The 20,155-nt window shown below is 68.1% G+C and carries 19 protein-coding genes; 16 read left to right on the forward strand and 3 right to left on the reverse strand.

Going from position 1 to position 20,155, the window contains the following annotated elements:
• Window positions 1-44: 44 nt before the first annotated feature.
• The 6 genes from ACSFA0_RS07930 to ACSFA0_RS07955 all read left to right on the forward strand — a co-directional run bounded on the left by ACSFA0_RS07930 (window position 45) and on the right by ACSFA0_RS07955 (window position 6,376).
• Window positions 45-1,019 (forward strand): OmpA family protein, encoded by a 975-nt coding sequence (locus ACSFA0_RS07930; RefSeq protein WP_435449654.1) that lies wholly within the window; start codon window positions 45-47, stop codon window positions 1,017-1,019.
• A 115-nt stretch (window positions 1,020-1,134) separates the two neighbouring features.
• Window positions 1,135-2,082: a ribosome biogenesis GTPase YlqF gene (ylqF, locus tag ACSFA0_RS07935; RefSeq protein ID WP_435449655.1), complete on the forward strand. Its 948-nt coding sequence runs from the start codon at window positions 1,135-1,137 to the stop codon at window positions 2,080-2,082.
• Between the two features lie 156 nt (window positions 2,083-2,238).
• Window positions 2,239-3,216 carry an ABC transporter substrate-binding protein gene (locus ACSFA0_RS07940; protein ID WP_435449656.1) on the forward strand — a complete coding sequence of 326 codons (978 nt, stop codon included), beginning with the start codon at window positions 2,239-2,241 and terminating at the stop codon, window positions 3,214-3,216.
• Window positions 3,217-3,227: 11 nt separating this feature from the next.
• Window positions 3,228-4,013, forward strand: coding sequence for an ABC transporter ATP-binding protein (locus ACSFA0_RS07945; protein ID WP_435449657.1), 786 nt, complete (start codon window positions 3,228-3,230; stop codon window positions 4,011-4,013).
• Entirely contained in the window at window positions 4,006-4,803 is a 798-nt protein-coding gene (locus ACSFA0_RS07950) for an ABC transporter permease (protein ID WP_435449658.1), read from the forward strand. Before ACSFA0_RS07945 ends, ACSFA0_RS07950 begins: the two co-directional genes overlap by 8 nt.
• A 34-nt stretch (window positions 4,804-4,837) precedes the next feature.
• Window positions 4,838-6,376 carry an amidohydrolase family protein gene (locus tag ACSFA0_RS07955; RefSeq protein ID WP_435449659.1) on the forward strand — a complete coding sequence of 513 codons (1,539 nt, stop codon included), beginning with the start codon at window positions 4,838-4,840 and terminating at the stop codon, window positions 6,374-6,376.
• A 42-nt stretch (window positions 6,377-6,418) separates the two neighbouring features.
• Here the strand turns inward: ACSFA0_RS07955 and ACSFA0_RS07960 are convergent, their stop codons facing one another.
• Window positions 6,419-6,637 (reverse strand): hypothetical protein, encoded by a 219-nt coding sequence (locus tag ACSFA0_RS07960; RefSeq protein WP_435449660.1) that lies wholly within the window; start codon window positions 6,635-6,637, stop codon window positions 6,419-6,421.
• 158 nt (window positions 6,638-6,795) lie between these two features.
• Here ACSFA0_RS07960 and ACSFA0_RS07965 point away from each other — a divergent pair, with 158 nt between their 5' ends.
• The 9 genes from ACSFA0_RS07965 (at window position 6,796) to ACSFA0_RS08005 (ending at window position 16,190) form a co-directional block, all read left to right on the forward strand.
• On the forward strand, window positions 6,796-7,731 hold the full coding sequence (locus ACSFA0_RS07965; protein ID WP_435449661.1) for a M14 family metallopeptidase: 936 nt from the start codon (window positions 6,796-6,798) through the stop codon (window positions 7,729-7,731).
• Window positions 7,732-7,897: 166 nt separating this feature from the next.
• A complete protein-coding gene (locus ACSFA0_RS07970) occupies window positions 7,898-9,508 on the forward strand; it encodes an ABC transporter substrate-binding protein (protein ID WP_435449662.1) in 1,611 nt (536 codons plus the stop codon).
• A 4-nt stretch (window positions 9,509-9,512) separates the two neighbouring features.
• Complete coding sequence (locus ACSFA0_RS07975) at window positions 9,513-10,490, forward strand: ABC transporter permease (protein ID WP_435449663.1); 978 nt, start codon at window positions 9,513-9,515, stop codon at window positions 10,488-10,490.
• A complete protein-coding gene (locus ACSFA0_RS07980) occupies window positions 10,487-11,434 on the forward strand; it encodes an ABC transporter permease (RefSeq protein WP_435449664.1) in 948 nt (315 codons plus the stop codon). The genes ACSFA0_RS07975 and ACSFA0_RS07980 overlap by 4 nt, the downstream gene beginning before the upstream one ends.
• Window positions 11,431-12,420, forward strand: a complete 990-nt coding sequence (locus ACSFA0_RS07985) for an ABC transporter ATP-binding protein (RefSeq protein ID WP_435449665.1) — start codon at window positions 11,431-11,433, stop codon at window positions 12,418-12,420. Before ACSFA0_RS07980 ends, ACSFA0_RS07985 begins: the two co-directional genes overlap by 4 nt.
• Before the next feature lie 6 nt (window positions 12,421-12,426).
• Window positions 12,427-13,470: an ABC transporter ATP-binding protein gene (locus ACSFA0_RS07990; RefSeq protein WP_435449666.1), complete on the forward strand. Its 1,044-nt coding sequence runs from the start codon at window positions 12,427-12,429 to the stop codon at window positions 13,468-13,470.
• The gene (locus ACSFA0_RS07995; protein WP_435449667.1) at window positions 13,467-14,354 is read left to right on the forward strand and encodes an N-formylglutamate amidohydrolase; all 888 of its coding nucleotides are present in this window, start codon (window positions 13,467-13,469) and stop codon (window positions 14,352-14,354) included. The genes ACSFA0_RS07990 and ACSFA0_RS07995 overlap by 4 nt, the downstream gene beginning before the upstream one ends.
• The gene (locus ACSFA0_RS08000; RefSeq protein WP_435449668.1) at window positions 14,351-15,556 is read left to right on the forward strand and encodes a M20 aminoacylase family protein; all 1,206 of its coding nucleotides are present in this window, start codon (window positions 14,351-14,353) and stop codon (window positions 15,554-15,556) included. The genes ACSFA0_RS07995 and ACSFA0_RS08000 overlap by 4 nt, the downstream gene beginning before the upstream one ends.
• A 175-nt stretch (window positions 15,557-15,731) precedes the next feature.
• Window positions 15,732-16,190, forward strand: coding sequence for a hypothetical protein (locus ACSFA0_RS08005; RefSeq protein ID WP_435449669.1), 459 nt, complete (start codon window positions 15,732-15,734; stop codon window positions 16,188-16,190).
• A gap of 83 nt (window positions 16,191-16,273) precedes the next feature.
• Here ACSFA0_RS08005 and ACSFA0_RS08010 read toward each other — a convergent pair whose 3' ends face one another.
• Entirely contained in the window at window positions 16,274-17,248 is a 975-nt protein-coding gene (locus ACSFA0_RS08010; protein WP_435449670.1) for a LysR family transcriptional regulator, read from the reverse strand.
• A gap of 114 nt (window positions 17,249-17,362) precedes the next feature.
• Here ACSFA0_RS08010 and ACSFA0_RS08015 point away from each other — a divergent pair, with 114 nt between their 5' ends.
• The gene (locus ACSFA0_RS08015; protein WP_435449671.1) at window positions 17,363-18,592 is read left to right on the forward strand and encodes an MFS transporter; all 1,230 of its coding nucleotides are present in this window, start codon (window positions 17,363-17,365) and stop codon (window positions 18,590-18,592) included.
• A gap of 44 nt (window positions 18,593-18,636) precedes the next feature.
• Here the strand turns inward: ACSFA0_RS08015 and ACSFA0_RS08020 are convergent, their stop codons facing one another.
• Entirely contained in the window at window positions 18,637-20,151 is a 1,515-nt protein-coding gene (locus ACSFA0_RS08020) for a tripartite tricarboxylate transporter permease (RefSeq protein WP_435449672.1), read from the reverse strand.
• Window positions 20,152-20,155: the final 4 nt, after the last annotated feature.

Below are 20,155 nucleotides of genomic sequence, written 5' to 3' on the forward strand. Positions count from 1 at the left end.
CGCCAGCGGCGCTTTGGCCGCGGCTTCACTCAGGGAGAACAACAATGTTTGATGAACTCATCCGGGATATCGCCGGGCGCTTCGCGTTGGGGTCCAAGGCCGGCGACATCGTGCGGATGCTGCTCGTGGCCATGACCGACCCGCAGACCGATGGGTTGAACGGCTTCGCCGAGCGCTTCACGCACAACGGCTTCGGCGATGTCGTGCAGGCATGGCTGAAGCCGCCGGCCGGCGCCGCCGCGCCGATCCTCAACGCGACGCAGGTGAACGCGGTGCTGGGCGGGCCGGACGGCCTGCTGGCACGCATCGCGGGACGGCTGGGTATCGATGCGGCGACCGTGGCCTCCGTGATCGCGCTCGCTGCGCCAGTGATCATGCGGCGGTTGGCCGTCCGCGACGGCTGGCCCACCCTGGCGGCGGCCGAGATCGAAGCGACGCTGGCCGGCCCGACCCGCGCCGCCCATGCGGCCCACGGCGCGATCCGTTCGGCGCCCGTACGCGGGGGCGGTCTTTGGAAGTGGCTTCCTTGGCTGTTGCTGCTGCTGGCCGCCTTGTTCTTCGTGACCCAGTGTCGCCAGCCGGCACCGGATGCCATGGCACCGGGGTCGACCGTGGTGCCGGCCATCTCCGGCGCTGCGCAGCCGCCGGCGGCCGATCCCATTCCGTCCGGGGCGGGCGCCCTCGCATCGTGGATCGAGGGCCAGCCGGCGCTCAAGGTGTACTTCGATAGCGGCAAGGCCGACATTTCGCCGGCCTTTGCCGAGCGGGCGAAGGCGCTGGTCGACCACCTGCGCAGCCATGCCGAGGCCAAGGCGGTGATCTCGGGCTACAGCGACCCGACCGGCAGCGCGGCGGCCAACGCCGCCATGTCGCAACAACGCGCGCAGGCGGTGGCCACCGCCCTCGAGGCTGCCGGCGTGGCCGCGGCGCGCATCGTGCTGGAGAAGCCGGCCGACATCACCGGCACCGGCGACAGCAATGCCGAATCGCGCCGCGTCGAGGTGAGCATCCGCAAATAGGTCGCCCTGGCCATCCAAGAAAGGGGCTGCGGCCCCTTTGCTCGTTTTGGGGGCTGCCGCGAGCGTCACGCACAATGCAGTCCCTTCCGGACGAACGAGAGAAAGAGATACACCGATGGCGATCCAGTGGTTCCCCGGTCACATGCACCTGACCAAGAAGGCCATCGGCGAGCGCATCAAGGACATCGACGTGGTGATCGAACTGCTCGACGCCCGCCTGCCGGCCTCCAGCGCGAACCCGATGCTGGCCGAGCTCACCGGCCACAAGCCAGGCCTGAAGGTGCTCAACAAGCAGGACCTGGCCGACCCCGCGCGCACACCGGCCTGGCTCGCGCACTACAACGCGCTGCCCGACACGCGGGCCATCGGCCTGGACGCCAGCCAGACTACGCCGGCCCGGCAACTCGTCGAGGCCTGCCACGCGCTGGCGCCCAACCGCGGCGGCATGGCCAAGCCGATGCGGGTGCTGATCTGCGGCATCCCCAACGTGGGCAAGTCGACGCTGATCAACACGCTGGCCGGCGGGCGCAAGGCCAAGACCGGCGACGAGGCCGGCATCACCAAGCTCGAGCAGCGCATCACGCTGGCCGACGACTTCTACCTGTGGGACACGCCCGGCATGCTGTGGCCGCGCATCATCGTCGCGAAGAGCGGCTACAACCTGGCCGCCAGCGGCGCCGTGGGCCGCAATGCCTTCGACGAGGAAGAGGTGGCGCTGGAATTGCTGGCCTACGTGAAGCAGCATTACGCCGCGATGCTGGCCGCGCGCTTCAAGCTCGATCTCGATGCCGCCGCGGTGGCGGGCATGACCGACGAGGACCTGCTGGAAACCATCGGCCGCAAGCGCGGTGCGCTGCTGGGCAAGGGGCGGGTCAACCTGCAGAAGGCGGCGGAGATCGTGATGCATGCCTTCCGCGACGGCAGCCTCGGGCGCATCACGCTCGAGACGCCGGAGGAGTTCGCGGCCTGGCTGGCCGAAGGGGAATTGCTCGATGCCGAACGTCGGGCCAAGAAGGAGGCCCGGGGCGGCAAAGGCAGGCGCGCGCCGGCCGACAAGGCTTAACCGCAGGTTAAGGACGCCACACAAATCGGCAAGCCGTGGGGTCCGTTCTGGCGCAGTCGTTGCGTCCTTGCAAGTCGATGCCGTCGCTGCTTCGCGACGGTGCACTTTGCCGCTCTCGCCAGCAATGCGCGGCGGCGCACATCGCAAGGACTCCTCGTGAAGACACCGCTCGTTCTCGCCACTGCACTGTTCATTTCCCTGGGCGCGCAGGCCCAGGAGAAGGTCCGCTTCCAGACCGATTGGGTCGCTTCGGGCGAGCATGCCGCCTACTACGGCGCATGGAGCAAGGGCATCTGGGCGCAGGAAGGCCTCGACATCACCATCACGCGCGGCTACGGCAGCGGTGACACGGCGGCCAAGGTGGGCGCGGGCGCAGCCGACTTCGGCGTGTCGGACATGGGCGCGGTGCTGACCGCGCGTGCCCGCGCCAACCTGCCGGTGAAGACCATCGCCACCGTCTACACCTACTCGCCGCATTCGCTGTTCGTGCTCAAGAGCTCGGGCATCGCCAGCTTCAAGGGGCTCGAAGGCAAGAAGATCGGCATCACGCCGGGCAACAGCCACAAGCTGTACTTCCCCAAGGTGGCGGCACGTTCGGGCACCGACGCCAGCAAGATCGTCTGGGTCAACATGGACGGCGGGGCCATGGGCACGCAGCTGTTCACGAAGAACATCGACGCCGCCCCCTTCTATTCGATCCACCACTACTACCAGAACAAGGCAGCGCAGAAGGCCGGCCAGGAGATCGTGGTGCTGCCTTTCGTCAAGACAGGCTTCGCGATCTACACCGCGTCGCTCATCACCTCCGACAAGATGCTGCAGGAGCGGCCCGAGACGGTGAAGAAGTTCCTGCGCGGTGCCCGCCGGTCCTTCGAGTGGGCACGCGACAACCCCGTCGAGGCCTGCAAGATGCACGTGCAGCGCATCCCCGAGGTCGACCTCGACGACTGCCTCAACAGCCTGAAGGCCACGCTCGAATTCGTCTTCAACGACTACCAGCAGAAGAACGGCTTCGGCGCGGTCACCACCGAACGTCTGGACGAGACCTGGAAGGTCGTGGCCGACGCGCAGGAACTCGACCCGAAGTGGAACCCCGCGCAGGCCATCGACACCCGCTTCCTGGCCGCGAAGTGATGGGCGCGCCCATGGACGCGATGGTTCGCGTCGACACGGTGTCGCGCTACTTCGACGCCTCCGATGGCGAACGGATGATCGCGCTCGATGCCGTGTCGCTCGACATCCGCCGCAACGAATTCGTCGCGCTGGTCGGGCCTTCGGGCTGCGGCAAGTCGACCTTGCTGCGCATCCTGGCGGGGCTCATCAAGCCCTCGGCCGGCAACGTGCAGGTGGCAGGCAAGCCGCTGACCCAGCCACGCGAGCGGACCGGCATCGTGTTCCAGGCCGCGACGCTGCTGCCGTGGGCCAATGTGCTCGACAACATCCTGTTTCCCGTGCGCGTGTCAGGGCAGTCGGTGACGCCGGCGCACCTCGCCAGCGCCCACGACCTCATCAAGGTGGCGGGGCTGCAAGGGTTCGAGAAGCGCTCGCCGCGCGAGCTCTCCGGCGGCATGCAACAGCGCGTGGCGATCTGCCGTGCGCTGCTCAACGACCCGGACCTGCTGCTGATGGACGAGCCCTTCGGCGCCCTCGACGCACTCACGCGCGAAGAGATGACGCTCGAACTGCTGCGCATCTGGGCCGCACGCCCGAAGACCGTGGTGTTCGTCACGCACTCGATCTCCGAGGCGGTACTGCTGGCCGACCGGGTGGTGGTGATGTCGGCGCGACCGGGGCGCATCGCCGACCTGATCGACATCACGTTGCCACGCCCGCGGGCCTTCGCGATGTCGGGCATGCCGGCCTTCACGGAAGCCTCGGAACGCATCCGTGAACAGATCTTCCGACGCGCAGGAGCACCGCACCATGGCTGAAGCAAGACGCCGCCGACCGTCGGCGCTGAAGCGTGAAGTGGCCATCCCCGCGCTTGCTGTGCTCGTGCTGGTGGTGATGTGGGAAGTGCTGGTGCGCGCCTTCAAGGTGCCCGAGTTCCTGCTGCCCGCGCCCAGCGTCATCGCCGAGGAATCGTGGAAGGTGGCGGGCAACATGGGCATGCACAGCGTCGCCACGCTGCGCACGGTGCTGCTCGGCTTCGCGCTGTCGGTGGCCGTCAGCCTGCCGATGGCGCTGGCCATCACCTCGTCGCCGGCGGTGGGCAATGCGATCTACCCGCTGCTGGTGCTGACGCAATCGATCCCGAAGGTGGCGCTGGCGCCGCTGCTGGTGGTGATCCTCGGCGCCAACGAACTGCCGCGCGTGGTCGTGACCTTTCTGGTGGCCTTCTTCCCGCTGGTGGTCTCGATCTCGACCGGCCTGCTGGCGGTGCCGCCCGAGCTGCTCGAGCTGGGCCGCGCCTGCAAGGCGAGCTGGCGCCAGGAGCTGGTGCGCATCCGCCTGCCATACGCCGTGCCCTTCATCTTCAGCGGCTTCAAGGTCGCCATCACGCTGTGCGTGGTGGGCGCGGTGGTCGCGGAGTTCGTCAACGCCGACGTCGGCCTCGGCTACCTGATCGTCACGTCGACCGCCTTCTTCAAGGTGCCGCTGGCCTTCGGCGCAGTCATCATGCTGTCGCTGATGGGCATCGTGCTGTTCCAACTGGTCGTGATGCTCGAGCGCTGGCTCTTCCCATGGAGCGCCGCGGGCAACGTGCGCGACGCGCACTGAGGCCTCGGCCTCGTCTCATTCAAGGACTTCTCGCATGTCGAACGACAACTCCCACGCAGCGACCTGGACCGTGATCCGCAATGGCCGCCTCGTGCAGCCCAGGCAGCCGATGCCGCGCCCCGCCGACATCCTCATCCAAGGCGACACCATCCACGAGATCGGCGCGCCCGGCATGCCGGTGCCCGAAGGCGCACGCGTGATCGACGCGACAGGCAAGCTGCTGCATCCGGGCTTGGTCAACGCGCACACCCACGGCCACGGCAACCTGGCGCGCGGCATCGGCGACCGCTGGACGCTCGAACTGCTGCTGACCGCCGGCCCGTGGATCAGCGGCAACCGCTCGGCCGAAGACAAGCACCTCACGACGCTGATCGGCGCGTCGGAGATGCTGCTCAAGGGCTGCACCGCCTGCTACGACCTCACGCTGGAACTGCCGATCCCGACGCTCGAAGGCATGCAGTCGGCCGCGGCCGCGTACCGCCAGGTCGGCATGCGCGCGGTGATCGCGCCGATGGTGGCCGACATCAGCTTCTTCGAGGCCATTCCGGGCCTGCTCGCCTCATTGCCGCCGCGGTTGCAGAAGGACGTCGAGCGGCTGCGTGCGGCGCCGACCGCCGGCATCCTGGCGGCGATGGGCAACGTGGTGAAGCAATGGCAAGGGCAGGTCGCGCCCGACAGCGACTACGTGCGCCTGGCCATCGCGCCGACCATTCCGCACCACTGCTCGGACGACTTCCTCATCGGCTGCCGCCACCTGGCGCACGACCACGGCCTGCCCATGCATTCGCACGTGTCCGAATCGAAGGTGCAGGCGATCGCGGGCATGCGCACCTACGGCACCACGCTGACGGCGCACATGGCGAAGATGGGCATCGTCGACGAGAACTTCACCGTGGCGCACGGCGTGTGGCTGGACGACGACGACATGCGGCTCCTGGGCGACAAGGGCGCGTCGGTGGCGCACAACCCGGGCAGCAACATGCGCCTGGGCAATGGCCTGGCGCGCATGCGCAAGATGCTCGAGAGCGGGGTGAACGTGGGGATCGGCACCGACGGATCGAACTGCTCCGACAACCAGAACATGTACGAGTCGATGCGGCTGGCGTCGATGGTGTCGAAGGTGCAGGGGCCCGACTGGCAGAACTGGATCACCACCGACGAGGTGCTGCACGCGGCCACCGTCGGCAGCGCCAAGGCGCTGGGCTTCGGCGACAAGATCGGCGTGCTGGCGCCGGGTTACAAGGCCGACGTGGTCTTCCTCGACAGCCGGCACATCACGATGATCCCGCTCATCAACATCACCAACTCGCTGGTGCATTCGGAAGACGGCGGCGCCGTGCATTCGGTGATGGTCGGCGGCCGCATGGTGGTGGTCGACCACCAGCTGCTCAACGTCGACATGGACAAGCTCGCGGGCGATGCGGAAAACGCAGTCGAGCGCCTGGAGCGGCTCAACCACGACAACCACCGGCTTTTCGACGAACTGGAGCCGCTGGTCGGCAGCTTCTGCCCGGGCCTCGCAGCGGAGCCGTTCCATGTCCATCGTTTCGGCGCCTGCCAGCACGGTGGCTGACGACGTCGCCGGCGGTCGGGCCGTGAAGTCAGGCCTTCTCGATCAGGCCTTCTCGGCGATCTTCCCGGCTTCGACGTATTCGTCGTACTGCATCCGCGGAATGGCGGTGAGGCCGACCACGCCCTTCTCGGCTTCCCAGCTGAGCGTCGCGCTGTCGGGTGCGAGCACCACTTCGACAACCGTGCCGACCGGGATGACCAGCGGCACGCCGTCGCCCGGCGAATAGCTCACATGGCCCTGGATGGTGGCGAATTGGCTCATTCTTGGATCCTCCTTCATGGTGAAGCATTGATTGGAATCGATCCGACCGACCGCGCCTGTCGGAGAAATGGCCGCTTCGTCATGCGACGCCTGCACTTGTAGCAAACTTCGAAGGCGCCCCAATGCTCGTCCGCCAAAAACCTTTACTTCCCCTCTCCATGACGCAAGCCCCTCCTGCCCTCGAAGTCCTGCCGCGCGACATCAGCGCCTACCGTGAGGGCAATGTCGGCATCGACTACGTCCACCGCTTCGAGTCCGGCAAGCCCGGCCCGCACGTGCTGATCAACGCGCTGACCCACGGCAACGAGATCTGCGGCATGGTCGCGGCCACGCACCTGCTCGACACCGGCGTGCGCCCGAAGATCGGCACGCTGACCGTGAGCTTCTCGCACATCGAGGCCTACAACGCCTTCGATGCCGACAAGCCCTTCGACAACCGGCAGATCGTGCACAACCTCAACCGCATCTGGTCGGCCGAGATGCTCGACGGCACCGAAGACAGCCCCGAGCTGCGCCGCGCACGCGTGTTGCGCCCGGTGATCGATGCGGCCGACTACATCCTCGACATCCACTCCACCAGCCAGGACGTGGTGCCCTTCTGGGTCTACCCGGCCTATGAGCGCAATGCCGAGGTCGCGCTGGCCGTCGGCCTGCCGGCGGTGCACCTGGTCATGCCCAACGGCCTGGGCTCCGGCACGCCGCTGATCCAGTACGGCCATCACGGCGAGACCGACGGCAAGGGCGCGGCCATGGTGGTCGAGTGCGGCCAGCACTTCAAGCAGTCGGCCGCCGACCTGGCGACCGCGGTGACGCTGCGCTTCCTCGCCCACTTCGGCCTGATCGATCAGGACCCGGCGGCACCGGCGCCCGGCCCGCAACGCCGCTTCGAGCTGCTGCAAACGCACATGGTCAAGGACGCCGGCTTCCACTTCGTGCGCCCGCTGATCGGCTTCGAAACCTTCGCCGAGGGCGAGCTCATCGCGACCAATGGCGACGAGGAAATCCGCTCGCCCTGCGACGACTGCACCATCTTCATGCCGGCGCAGCGCGCCATCGTCGGGCGCGAGGCGGTCTACCTCACACGGCCGCTCTGAAGGGCTGCGCCCGCGCGCGTGTCGAGCGGGTTATCACGGGGGCATGGCGCCGGGGCCCGCGCCTATCCTGATCGAGCGGGCCCTGCGAAGTGGTGCGCTTCTTGCATGCTCCTCCGCAACGCGCCGAGGCGCTTTTTTTATGACCCTGCCCAGGAGAAACACCCCCATGCGAGGCCTTGCTTCAACCACTTCCTTTCGGCCGCACGCGCGCCGCTTGCTGGTCGCTGCCGTCGTGGCTGGTGCCGCGTTCTCCGGTGCTGCGTTCGCGCGCGACCTGGTCGTCGCGCTGAAGACCGAGCCCACGTCGATGGACCCGCAGTACCACGCGCTCACGCCGAACATCCAGCTGTCGCAGACGCTGTTCGACCCGCTGGTCTGCGGCGACGCCGAGCTCAAGATCGAGCCCTGCCTGGCCGAGTCGTGGAAGGCCGAGGGCAACGTGTGGACCTTCAAGCTGCGGCCGAACGTCAAGTTCTCCGACGGTTCGCCCATGACCTCGGCCGATGTCGTCTTCACCTTCGATCGCGTGCCCAAGGTGCCGAACAGCCCGTCGTCGTTCAAGGTGTACCTGCAGAAGGTCCAGAAGGTCGAGGCCGTCGATCCGCTGACGGTGCGCATCACCACGTCCGAGCCGTACCCGCTGCTGGCAATCAACATGGTCGGCCTGCCGATCATGTCGGCCAAGGCGGCGTCGGGCTCGGCCCCCGAAGGCAAGACCACGACCGAGCTGAACGCCGGCACCGGGCTGGTGGGCGCCGGCCCGTACCGCTTCGTGTCGTGGAAGCGTGGCTCCGAGATCATCTTCGAGCGCAACCCGCACTACTGGGGCAAGGCACCGGCCTGGGACCGCGTGATCTACCGGCCCATCAGCAACCCGGCCGCGCGCGTGGCCGCGCTGCTGGCGGGCGACGTCGACCTGGTGGAAGACCCGCCGACCGACGACCTCGAGCGCCTGAAGAAGGACCCCAAGCTCACGGTCGAGACCAAGGCCTCGAACCGCGTCATCTACGTGGCGCTCGACCAGAACGGCGAGACCACGCCGGGCATCACCGACACCAACGGCAAGAACCCGATGCTCGACAAGCGCGTGCGCGAGGCGCTGTCGCTGGCCATCGACCGCCAGGCGCTGGTGTCACGCATCATGGGTGGGGTCGCGACGCCGGCCGCGCAACTGTTGCCGTATCCGATGTCCGGTGCGAGCAAGAAGCTCACGACCGCAGCCAAGCCGAATCCCGAACGGGCCAAGGCGCTGCTCAAGGAGGCCGGCTACCCGAACGGCTTCACGCTGGTGCTGGGCACGCCCAACGGCCGCTACATCAACGACAGCAAGGTCGCGCAGACGCTGGCCGCGATGTGGACGCGCATCGGCGTGAAGACCTCGATCGACGCCAACGCGCCGGCCGTGTTCTTCAAGAACCGCGACAGCTACGCCTACAGCGCGTACCTGGCAGGCTGGGGCACCTCGACCGGCGAGATGTCGAACACGCTGAACTCACTGCTGGTCACGCCCAACAAGGACAAGGGCGTGGGCACCACCAACCGCAGCCGCTACTCCAACCCCGCGATGGATCAGCTGGTCGCCGACTCCGCCACGCAGATGGACGACACGGCGCGCGGCGAGACGCTGGCCAAGGCGAGCGAGCTGGCCATGGCCGACTTCGCGATGCTGCCGATCCACTTCGAGCATTCGGTGTGGGCGATGAAGAAGGACGTGAGCTTCAAGGGCCGTGCCGACCAGCAGACGATGGTCCAGTACGCGGTGCCCGCCAAGAAGTAGCAGGGTGCTGGCCTTCATCATCCGCCGCCTGCTGCAGGCGGTGCTCGTCATGGCCGTCATGTCGGGTTTGGTCTTCGTCGGCCTCTACGTCGTCGGCGACCCGGTGTCGATGATGGCGAGCGCCGAGGCCACCGACCTCGAGCGCGACGAGATCCGCGCCAACTTCGGGCTCGACAAGCCGCTGTGGCAGCAGTACGGCATCTTCATGTCGCATGCGCTGCAGCTGGACTTCGGCAAGAGCTTTCTCACCGGCCAGTCGGCGATGGGGCTCATTCTGGAGCGCATGCCCGCCACGCTCGAATTGGCCATCGTGTCGATGGGCCTGTCGATGCTCCTTGGCGTGCCGCTGGGCATCTGGGCCGGCTTGCGTCCGAACGCGATCAGCACGCGCGGCATCATGACCGGCTCGATCCTCGGCTTCTCGCTGCCGAACTTCTGGGTCGGCCTGATGCTGATCATGGTGTTCGCCGTGTACCTGGGCTGGCTGCCGGCCAGCGGGCGCGGCGCCACCGTGCAGGTCGGGCCGCTCGACCTGAGCGTGCTCACGCTCGACGGCTGGTCGCGCCTGGTGCTGCCCGCCATCACCATCGCGCTGGCCAAGGGGGCGCTCATCATCCGCGTCACGCGGGCCGCCACGCGCGAGGCGCTGCCGACGGACTACATCAAGTTCGCGCGCGCCAAGGGCCTGGGCTGGAGCCGCATCCTGCGGGTGCACCTGCTCAAGATCATCATGATTCCGATCGTCACGGTCGGCGGGCTGGAGTTCGGCCAGGTGGTCGCCTTCGCGGTGGTCACCGAAACCATCTTCGCGTGGCCCGGCATGGGCAAGCTGCTGCTCGATTCCATCATCACGCTCGACCGCCCGGTGGTCGTGGCGTACCTGATCCTCATCGTGTTCTTCCTCGTGATGCTCAATCTCGCGGTGGACATCCTCTATTCGGTGCTCGACCCGCGCGTGCGGCTGCAGGGAGCCAAGGCATGAACGACACGACCCTTCCCGTTGCCGTGCCTGCCATCGTGGCCGAAGGCCCGGTGGTGGCGCTGCCGCCACCCGAGACGCCATGGCAGCGCTTCCGCCGCGAGTTCATGGCCAACAAGCTGGCGGTGTTCGGCCTGGTGCTGCTAGCGCTGGCGGTGTTCGTGGCGGTGTTCGCGCCATGGATCTCGCCGCAGAACCCCTACGACATCGGCAAGCTCGACATCTTCGATTCCAAGCTGCCGCCGGGCAGCCGGGACGCGGCCGACACCATGACCTACTGGCTGGGCACCGACGGCCAGGCGCGCGACCTGCTCTCGGCCATCTTCTACGGCCTGCGCACCAGCCTGATGGTGGGCGGCATCTCGGTGGCGGCGGCGCTCGCCATCGGCAGCGTGGTCGGCCTGGCCGCCGCCTACTTCGGTGGCTGGATCGATGCGCTGCTGATGCGCATCGTCGACATCCAGCTGTCGTTTCCGGCCATCCTCGTCGCCCTGATCCTGCTGGCCATCCTGGGCAAGGGCGTCGACAAGGTGATCATCGCGCTCGTTATCGTGCAGTGGGCCTACTTCGCGCGGGCCGCGCGCGGTGCCGCACTGGTGGAGCGCGCCAAGGAATACGTCGAGGCCGCGCAGTGCATGTCGCTCGGCTGGCCGCGCGTGTTGCTGCGCCACATGCTGCCCAACTGCATGCCGCCGCTGATCGTGATCGCGACCATCGACCTGGCGCATGCCATCGCGCTCGAATCGACGCTGTCGTTTCTCGGTGTGGGCGTGCCAGTGACCGAGCCGTCGCTCGGCATGCTGATCGCCAACGGCTTCGAGTTTTTGCTCTCGGGCAACTACTGGATCTCGTTCTTCCCGGGCATCGCGTTGGCACTGTCGATCGTCGGCATCAACCTGGTGGGCGACCACCTGCGTGACATCCTCAACCCGCACAACGCCAAATGAAGCCCGACCCTTCGACGCCCGTGCTCGACGTGCAGGGCCTGCAGACGCATTTCTTCACCCACGGCGGCGTGGTCAAGGCGGTCGACGGGGTCGACCTGCGCGTGCACGCTGGCGAGATCCTCGGGCTGGTCGGCGAGTCGGGCTCGGGCAAGAGCATCACCGGCTTCTCGGTCATCGGTCTGATCGATGCACCGGGCCGCGTCGCAGGCGGTTCCATCCGCTATCTCGGCGAGGAATTGGTGGGTGCGTCTGAAGCGCGGCTGCAGAAGCTGCGCGGCAAGGAGATCGCGATGATCTTCCAGGACCCGATGATGACGCTCAACCCGGTGCTGCGCGTCGACACGCAGATGGTCGAGGCGATCCATGCGCACGAGAAGGTCAGCCCCAAGGCCGCGCTGGCGCGGGCGCGCGACGCTCTCGCGATGGTGGGCATCCCGTCGCCCGAAGAGCGGCTGCAGACCTATCCGCACCAGCTCTCGGGCGGCATGCGCCAGCGCGTGGCGATCGCCATCGCGCTGCTCAACGGCCCCAAGCTCATCATCGCGGACGAACCGACCACGGCGCTCGACGTGACCATCCAGGCGCAGATCCTGTACGAAGTGCAGAAGCTGTGTCGCGAGACCGGCACCGCGATGATCTGGATCACGCACGACCTGGCGGTGGTGTCGGGCCTGGCCGACCGCATCGCCGTGATGTATGCCGGGCGCATCGTCGAGAGCGGCGCGACCGCCGACGTGATCCGCGCGCCGTCACACCCCTACACGCGCGGGCTGATCGATTCGATTCCCACGCGCGCCACGCACGGCACGCTGCTGCGGCAGATCCCGGGCATGACGCCTTCCCTGCTGCACCTGCCGCAGGGCTGCGCCTTCCGCCCGCGCTGCAGCCACGCGACCGACACCTGCCTGGCGGTCCCGCAACCTGAGCCCGCACCCGCCGGCAAGACGGTGCGCTGCTGGCACATGCTGACCCCCGAGACGGCCTGAACACGCATGGACACCCTTCTCGAACCCACGCCGCTGAGCCCTGTCGGCACCGGCACGCCGCTGCTGCAACTCCAGGGCATCTCCAAGCGCTTCGTCCAGAACATCGACCTGGCCGGGCGCATCGCGAACCTGATGGGTGCGGACAACCGCGCGTCCGTCGTGCATGCGGTGGCGGATGTCGACCTGGAGATCCGGCCCGGCGAAGTGATCGGCGTGGTCGGCGAGTCCGGCTGCGGCAAGTCGACGCTGGGCCGCGTCATTGCCGGCATCAACCCACCCACCGAAGGCACCGTGCGTTACCTCGGCAAGCCGATCGGCGACATGGACGCGACCGAGCGCCGCGCCTGGGGCCTGGGCGTGCAGATGATCTTTCAGAACCCGATGGCCTCGCTCAACCCGCGCATGCGGGTGATGGACATCGTGGGCGAAGCGCCGGTGGTGCATGGCCTGGTGAAGGCCAGGGACAAGGCCGACTATGTCGGCGCGCTAATGCGCCAGGTCGGCCTCGACCCCGACTATGCGCAGCGCTACCCGCACCAGTTCTCGGGCGGGCAGCGGCAGCGCATCGGCATCGCGCGCGCGCTGGCTTTGAAGCCGCGGCTGATCGTCTGCGACGAGGCGGTGGCCGCGCTCGACGTGTCGATCCAGGCGCAGGTGCTCAATCTGTTCCTCGCGCTGCGCCGCGAGTTCGACCTGACCTATCTCTTCATCAGCCACAACCTCGGCGTGGTGGGACACATTTCGGACCGCGTGGTCATCATGTACCTCGGTCGCATCGTCGAGGTGGCGCCGACCGAGACCATCTTCAGCGTGCCGAACCATCCGTACACCCAGGCGCTGCTGTCCGAGCTGCCGACGCTCGAGACCACGCGCCGCGCCTACCAGCCCATCAAGGGCGAACTGCCATCCCCGCTGGCGCCGCCGCCGGGCTGCGCCTTCCATCCGCGCTGCCCGCACGCGATGCCGCGCTGCAAGGTCGAAGCGCCCTTGCTGCGCGCGCTGCAGACCGGCCACATCAGCGCGTGCCACCTCAACGACATGCCGTCATGACCTCCACCGTTCTTCCGAGCGTCCCCACGCCGTTCCCACCCTTCACGCTGCGCCTGCCCGAAGCGGACGCGATCCCGCTCATCTGCGATTCGCCGCACAGCGGCACGAAGTACCCCGACGACTTCAACTACGCCGTGCCCTTCGACCTGCTGCGCGCCGGCGAAGACACCGACGTGCACGTGCTGTGGGACGCATTGCCTTCCGTCGGTGCCACGTTGCTGGCGGCCGAGTTCCCGCGCGCCTACATCGACCCGAACCGCGACGTCGAGGACATCGACGCTGGCATGCTGGCCGGCCCGTGGCCCACGCCGCTGAGCCCCAGCGAGAAGACGCGCCTGGGCATCGGCCTGATCTGGCGCGACGCGAAGAAGAACGGCAACGGCGCCATCTACGATCGCCAGTTGCCCGTGGCCGAAGTGCAGAACCGCATCGCCACCTACCACGCGCCGTACCACGCGGCCATGCGCGACCACATCGAGGCCGCCTATGCGCGCTTCGGCGCCGTGTGGCACCTGAACCTGCATTCGATGCCCGCCGATTCGTACGAGGGCCTGCAGATTCAGAGCGACCATCCGCTGGCCGACTTCGTTTTGGGCGACCGCGACGGCAGCACGGCCGCGCCCGAGTTCACCGCCCTGGTCGCCGAGGCGCTCAGGAAGCGCGGCTTCAGCGTGGCCATCAACGACCCCTTCAAGGGCGTGGCGCTGATCGCCCGCCTGGGCCGGCCGGCCGAGCGCCGCCACAGCATTCAGATCGAGGTGCACCGCGGCCTCTACATGAACGAAATCACCCGCGAGCGCAGTGCAGGTTTCAATGCCTTGCAAGATGCGCTGGCAGGCGTCTCCCAGGACATCGCCACCTACGTGAAGGACCACCTGAAATGACCGTCATTGCCGACATCGAAGACAAGCACGCGGAATTCACCGCGCTGCGCCGCGACATCCATGCGCACCCCGAACTCGCGTTCAAGGAAACCCGCACCTCCGACCTGGTGGCCGAGCGCCTTGCGGCCTGGGGCATCGAGGTGCACCGCGGCCTGGGCACCACCGGTGTCGTCGGCGTGCTGCATGGCACGCGCGGCGCCGGCGAGCGCGCCATCGGCCTGCGTGCCGACATGGATGCGCTGCCCATGCCCGAACACAACCGCTTCCTGCATGCCTCGAAGAACGCCGGCCGCATGCACGGCTGCGGCCACGACGGCCACACGGCGATGCTGCTGGGCGCGGCGCACTACCTGTCGACGCACCGCGACTTCGAAGGCACCGTCAACTTCATCTTCCAGCCCGCGGAAGAGGGCGGCAACGCCGGCGCCAAGGCCATGATGGACGACGGCCTGTTCGACCGCTTTCCCTGCGAAGAGATCTACGGCATCCACAACATGCCCGGCTTCGAGACCGGCCACTTCGCCTTCCGCAAGGGCCCGACGATGGCGTCGAGCAACCGCTTCGACATCATCGTGCGCGGCACCGGTGGCCACGCGGCGCAACCGCACAAGTCGGTCGACACCATCGTCATCGCCGCGCAGATGGTCGGTGCGCTGCAGACGCTGATCTCGCGCCACAAGAACCCGATCGACGTCGCGGTGGTGAGCGTCACGCAGATCCACGCGGGCGATGCCTACAACGTGCTGCCCGGCGAAGCCGTGATCAAGGGCACGGTGCGCACCTTCAGCACCGAGGTGCTGGACGACATCGAGGCCAACATGCGCCGCATCGCCGAGATGCTGCCGCAGGCGCACGGCGGCACGGGCGAGCTGAAGTTCCACCGCGCCTACCCGCCGCTCGTCAACTGGGACGCGCAGACCGACTTCGCCATGCAGGTCGCCAAGGACACCTTCGGTGCCGACAAGGTCGACGGCAACACGCCGCAGCACGGCGGCGCCGAGGACTTCTCGTTCTATCTGCAGAAGGTGCCGGGCTGCTACCTGTTCGTCGGCAACGGCGGCGGCGGCCACCGCGAAGAGACCTACCACGGCATGGGCCCGTGCGAGCTGCACAACCCGAACTACGACTTCAACGACGCGCTGCTGCCGGTGGGCTCGACCTACTGGGTCCGGCTGGTCGAAGCCTTCTTCGCGCGCGGCTGAGCGCGGGGCCGGCGGGCGGCGTGCCTTGCAGGCGGCGCCTGCCCGCGTTGGTCTGCCGAAGGGCATCTTCGTTCCCTTCAGTGCTGCAGTCTTGATTCGCATCAAGGGCCGAGGCGCTTCCGGCGCGCATCGTGGTGCGTGCGAGTGCCGTCCCGGGTGCTCGAAAGGAAAAACCATGAAGCTCATCGGTATCCTGGCCGCGTCCGCCGTGGTCGCGCTCGCCGGCTGTTCCTCCTTCCCCAACGCGGGGCGGGGCCATGCGCACGAGGCGCATCATCCGGATGAGACCGCGTCGAAGGTCGAGCCGGCCGCCTTCGACCAACAGATGGAGACGATGCGGGAGATGCATCGAAAGATGATGGCCGCCACCACCCCCGCAGAGCGCGCGGCCCTGAGGAAGGAGCACATGCAGGCCATGCAGGGCGGCATGGCGATGATGGGGCGGATGGGGGGTGGCCGGCCGATGATGGGCCGCGGCAGCGGCGCAGGCATGCCGATGCAGTGCAGCGGCACGCCCTCGGCCTGCGGTGGCCCACCCACGCAGAAGGACATGGCGCAGCGCATGGACATGATGGAAATGATGATGCAGATGATGCTGGACCGCGAGGCGGCGACGCCGCCTGCGGCCAGGTAGCGGCATCTGCCGGGGCGCCTGAGTAGGCGCCCGCCTGCCCATCGCAAGCGCGCGGAGACTGCCGCCGCGCGCGCTTCTTCTCTTCAGCCGCCCTGCAGCAGCCCGATGGTCACGGCGCCGGGCACCGACTCGCGCATCGCCTCGACGAAGCGCCGCAGCTTCGCCGGATAGTGCCGCGCATACGGGTACACCAGGTGCATCGGCAGCGGGTCGGCGCGCCATTGCGGCGTCAGGTGCACCAGCCGACCGGCGGCCAGGTCGTCGGCCACCGCCCAGGCCGACACCACGCTCACGCCCAGGCCCAGCAGCGTGGCGTTGCAGGTCGCGTACAGGCTGTCGGTGCTCAGGCGCGGGCTGATCGGCACACTGTGGCGTTCGCCGCTCTGCACATGGGTCAGGGCGATGTCGGTCCGGTAGAAACTGCGCAGGGCCAGCCAGGGCAGCGCCGCCAGCTCCTTCGCATGCGATGGCGCGTGCCCATCGCCGAGCACCGACGGGGCCGCCACCACGATGCGCGGCACCTCGGCCAGCTTGATCGCGACCAGTTGAGGGTCGGTCACGTCGCCGACGTGGATCGCGCAGTCCACCGCGTCGGCGATGAAGTCGGGTGCGCGGTCGTGCAGCAGCCAGTCGACCGACACGCGCGGGTAGCGGTGCAGGTAATCGGCCAGCGGGCCGACCAGCACGTTCTGGCCGAAGGCGTGCGGCGCCACCACGCGCAGCGTGCCTTCGGGCTCCGCACCCGCACCGCGCAGGTCGGACTCGAAGCTGTCCCAGGCGGCGATCAGTTCCTTGGCCCGTGCAAAGCAGCGCTCGCCGTCTTCGGTGAGCTTCATGGCATGGGTCGAGCGGCTCAAGAGGCGCGTGCCCAGCGAACGCTCGAGCGCCTGCAGGCGGCGGCTCACCGTGGGCTGGGTGGCGCCCAGTTGCGCCGCAGCGGCCGACAGGCTGCCGGCCTCGACGATCCGGACGAAGGTCTGCATCAGCTGGATGCGGTCGACGGCCATGCCGGGCGGGACGGGCGGTGACGAAGGGGCGGAAACGGTGGGTGTGGGCATGTGCGTCCTCGTATGCGTGGGCCGTATAAACATTTTGCGTTGCAGGCCCCTACCGCACCAGAGGCATCTTGCGCACACTCCCACCCAATCTCTCGAAATCAAGGGTTTACCAGCATGTCTCCCATTCAAGCTACGCATACACCCGCTGCAGCTCCGGCTGCGGCGCCAGTGCTGCCTGCCTCGCTCGTCCTGCTGCTCGCCACCGGCGCCGGCCTGGCGGTGGCGGCGCTCTACTACGCGCAGCCGATGCTCGGCGTGCTGGGCGCCGACATCGGCGCCTCGGCCCGCGCCGTCGGCTTCGTGCCGACGCTCACGCAGCTCGGCTATGCGCTGGGCATCCTGCTGCTCGCGCCGCTGGGCGACCGCTACGACCGCCGCCGCATCATCCTGATGAAGGCCGCGGTGCTGTGCGTCGCGCTGCTGCTGGCCGGTGCCGCGCCGTCGATCGCGGTGCTGCTGGTCGCCAGCCTGGTGATCGGCCTGTCGGCCACGCTGGCGCAGGACATCGTGCCGGCCGCCGCCACGCTGGCGCCGGAGGCGAGCCGCGGCAAGATCGTCGGCACCGTCATGACCGGGCTGCTGCTGGGCATCCTGCTGTCGCGGGTGGTCAGCGGCTTCGTCGCGGAGCACTTCGGCTGGCGCACGATGTTCATCGCAGCCGCACTGAGCATCGCGTTGATCGGCGCCGCCGCCTGGCGCGGCCTGCCGCGCTTCAGGCCGACCACCCATCTGAGCTATGGCGCGTTGATGGGCTCGCTGGTCAAGCTGTGGAAGCACCATGGCGCCCTGCGCCGCGCCACCTTTGCGCAGGCCCTGCTGTCGATCGGGTTCAGCGCCTTCTGGTCGACCCTGGCCGTCATGTTGCATGGCGAGCCCTTCCATCTGGGCGCCGCGGCGGCCGGCGCCTTCGGCCTGGCCGGTGCGGCCGGTGCGCTGGCCGCACCGATCGCCGGGCGCATCGCCGACAAGCGCGGTCCTGAACTGGTCACCCGTCTCGGTGCCTCGCTGGTGTTGGCGTCCTTCGTGGTGATGGCGCTCGCGCCGTGGATGCAGCCGCATGCGCAACTGGCGCTGCTGGTGGTCGGTGCCATCGGCTTCGACCTGGGCATCCAGGCCACGCTGATCGCGCACCAGACCATCGTCTACAGCATCGAGCCGGCCGCCCGCAGCCGCCTCAACGCCGTGCTCTTCGTCGGCATGTTCCTGGGCATGGCGCTGGGCTCGGCCCTCGGTGCGCTGCTGCTGGCGCAGTGGGGCTGGATGGCGGTGGTCGGCCTGGCCGCGGCCTCGGCGGCCGGTGCGCTCGCCGTGCGTCTCTGGCCGGGCGCGGCGCAGGCGCACTGAAAGCAGGTCGGCCGAGCCCGCCGGGGCGTCGGCCGACGGCGTCGTCATCCTTCTTCGACGAAGGCCTCTTCGCGCTTCGAACGCACCGAAGGCAGCAGCACGATCGTCAGCAGGATGACCGCCCCGACGAGCAGCGTGGCGGAGATCGGCCGCGTCACCAGGACGCTCCAGTCGCCGCGTGACAGCAACAGTGCACGTCGCAAGTTCTCTTCCATCATCGGCCCGAGGATCAGCCCGAGCAGCAGCGGTGCCGGCTCGCAGCCCAGCTTGATGAAGGCATAGCCCACGATGCCGAAGAAGCCGACCATCCAGACGTCGAAAGTGTTGTTGTTGGTCGAGTACACGCCGATCGCGCAGAACAGCACGATGGCCGGGAACAGCCAGCGGTAGGGGATCGACAGCAGCTTGATCCAGATGCCGATGAGCGGCAGGTTCAGCACGATCAGCATCAGGTTGCCGATCCACATCGAAGCGATCAGGCCCCAGAAGAGTTCCGGGTTGCTGGTCATGACCTGCGGCCCCGGCTGGATGTTGTGGATCGTCATGGCGCCCACCATCAGCGCCATCACGGGGTTGCCGGGGATGCCGAGCGTCAGCAGCGGGATGAACGACGTCTGCGCACCGGCGTTGTTGGCCGACTCGGGGCCCGCCACGCCGCGGATGTTGCCCTGGCCGAACGGGACTTCGCCGGGTCTGAGGCGGAGCTTCTTCTCCAGCGTGTAGGAGGCAAAGGCCGAGAGCAACGAGCCGCCCCCGGGCAGGATGCCCAGCGAGCATCCCAGCGCGGTACCGCGCAGCACGGCGGGCACCATGTGCTTGAAGTCCTGCTTTGTCGGCATCAGGCCCTGGAGCTTGGCCGTGAACACCTGCCGGTCTTCTTCGGGTTGCGAGAGGTTCGCGATGATCTCGCCGTAGCCGAAGATGCCCATCGCGATCGCGATGAAGCTGATGCCGTCGGTGAGCTCCGGAATGTCGAAGCTGTAGCGCGCGACGCCCGAGTTCACGTCGGTGCCCACCAGGCCGAGCAGCAGGCCCAGCATGATCATGCAGATGGCCTTGAGCAGCGAGCCCGAAGCCAGCACCACCGCGCCGATGAGCCCCAGCACCATGAGCGAGAAGTACTCGGCCGGGCCGAACTTGAAGGCGAGTTCGGTCAGCGGTGGCGCGAACGCCGCCAGGATGAGCGTCCCCACGCAGCCCGCGAAGAACGAGCCCAGGCCGGCCGCGGCCAGCGCCGGTCCGCCGCGCCCCTGCTTGGCCATCTGGTGCCCGTCGATCACGGTCACCACCGACGATGACTCACCAGGCAGATTCACCAGGATGGCGGTGGTCGAACCCCCGTACTGCGAGCCGTAGTAGATGCCGGCCAGCATGATGAGCGCAGCCACCGGCGGCAACGCGTAGGTCGCCGGCAGCAGCATCGCGATGGTCGCGACCGGGCCGATGCCCGGCAGCACGCCGATCAGCGTGCCCAACAGGCAGCCGACGAAAGCGTAGATCAGGTTCTGCAGCGTGAACGCTGCCTCGAAGCCGATCGAGAGGTTGTTGATCAGGTCCATGGTG

Source organism: Variovorax restrictus (assembly GCF_051216715.1).
Lineage (GTDB): Bacteria > Pseudomonadota > Gammaproteobacteria > Burkholderiales > Burkholderiaceae_C > Variovorax.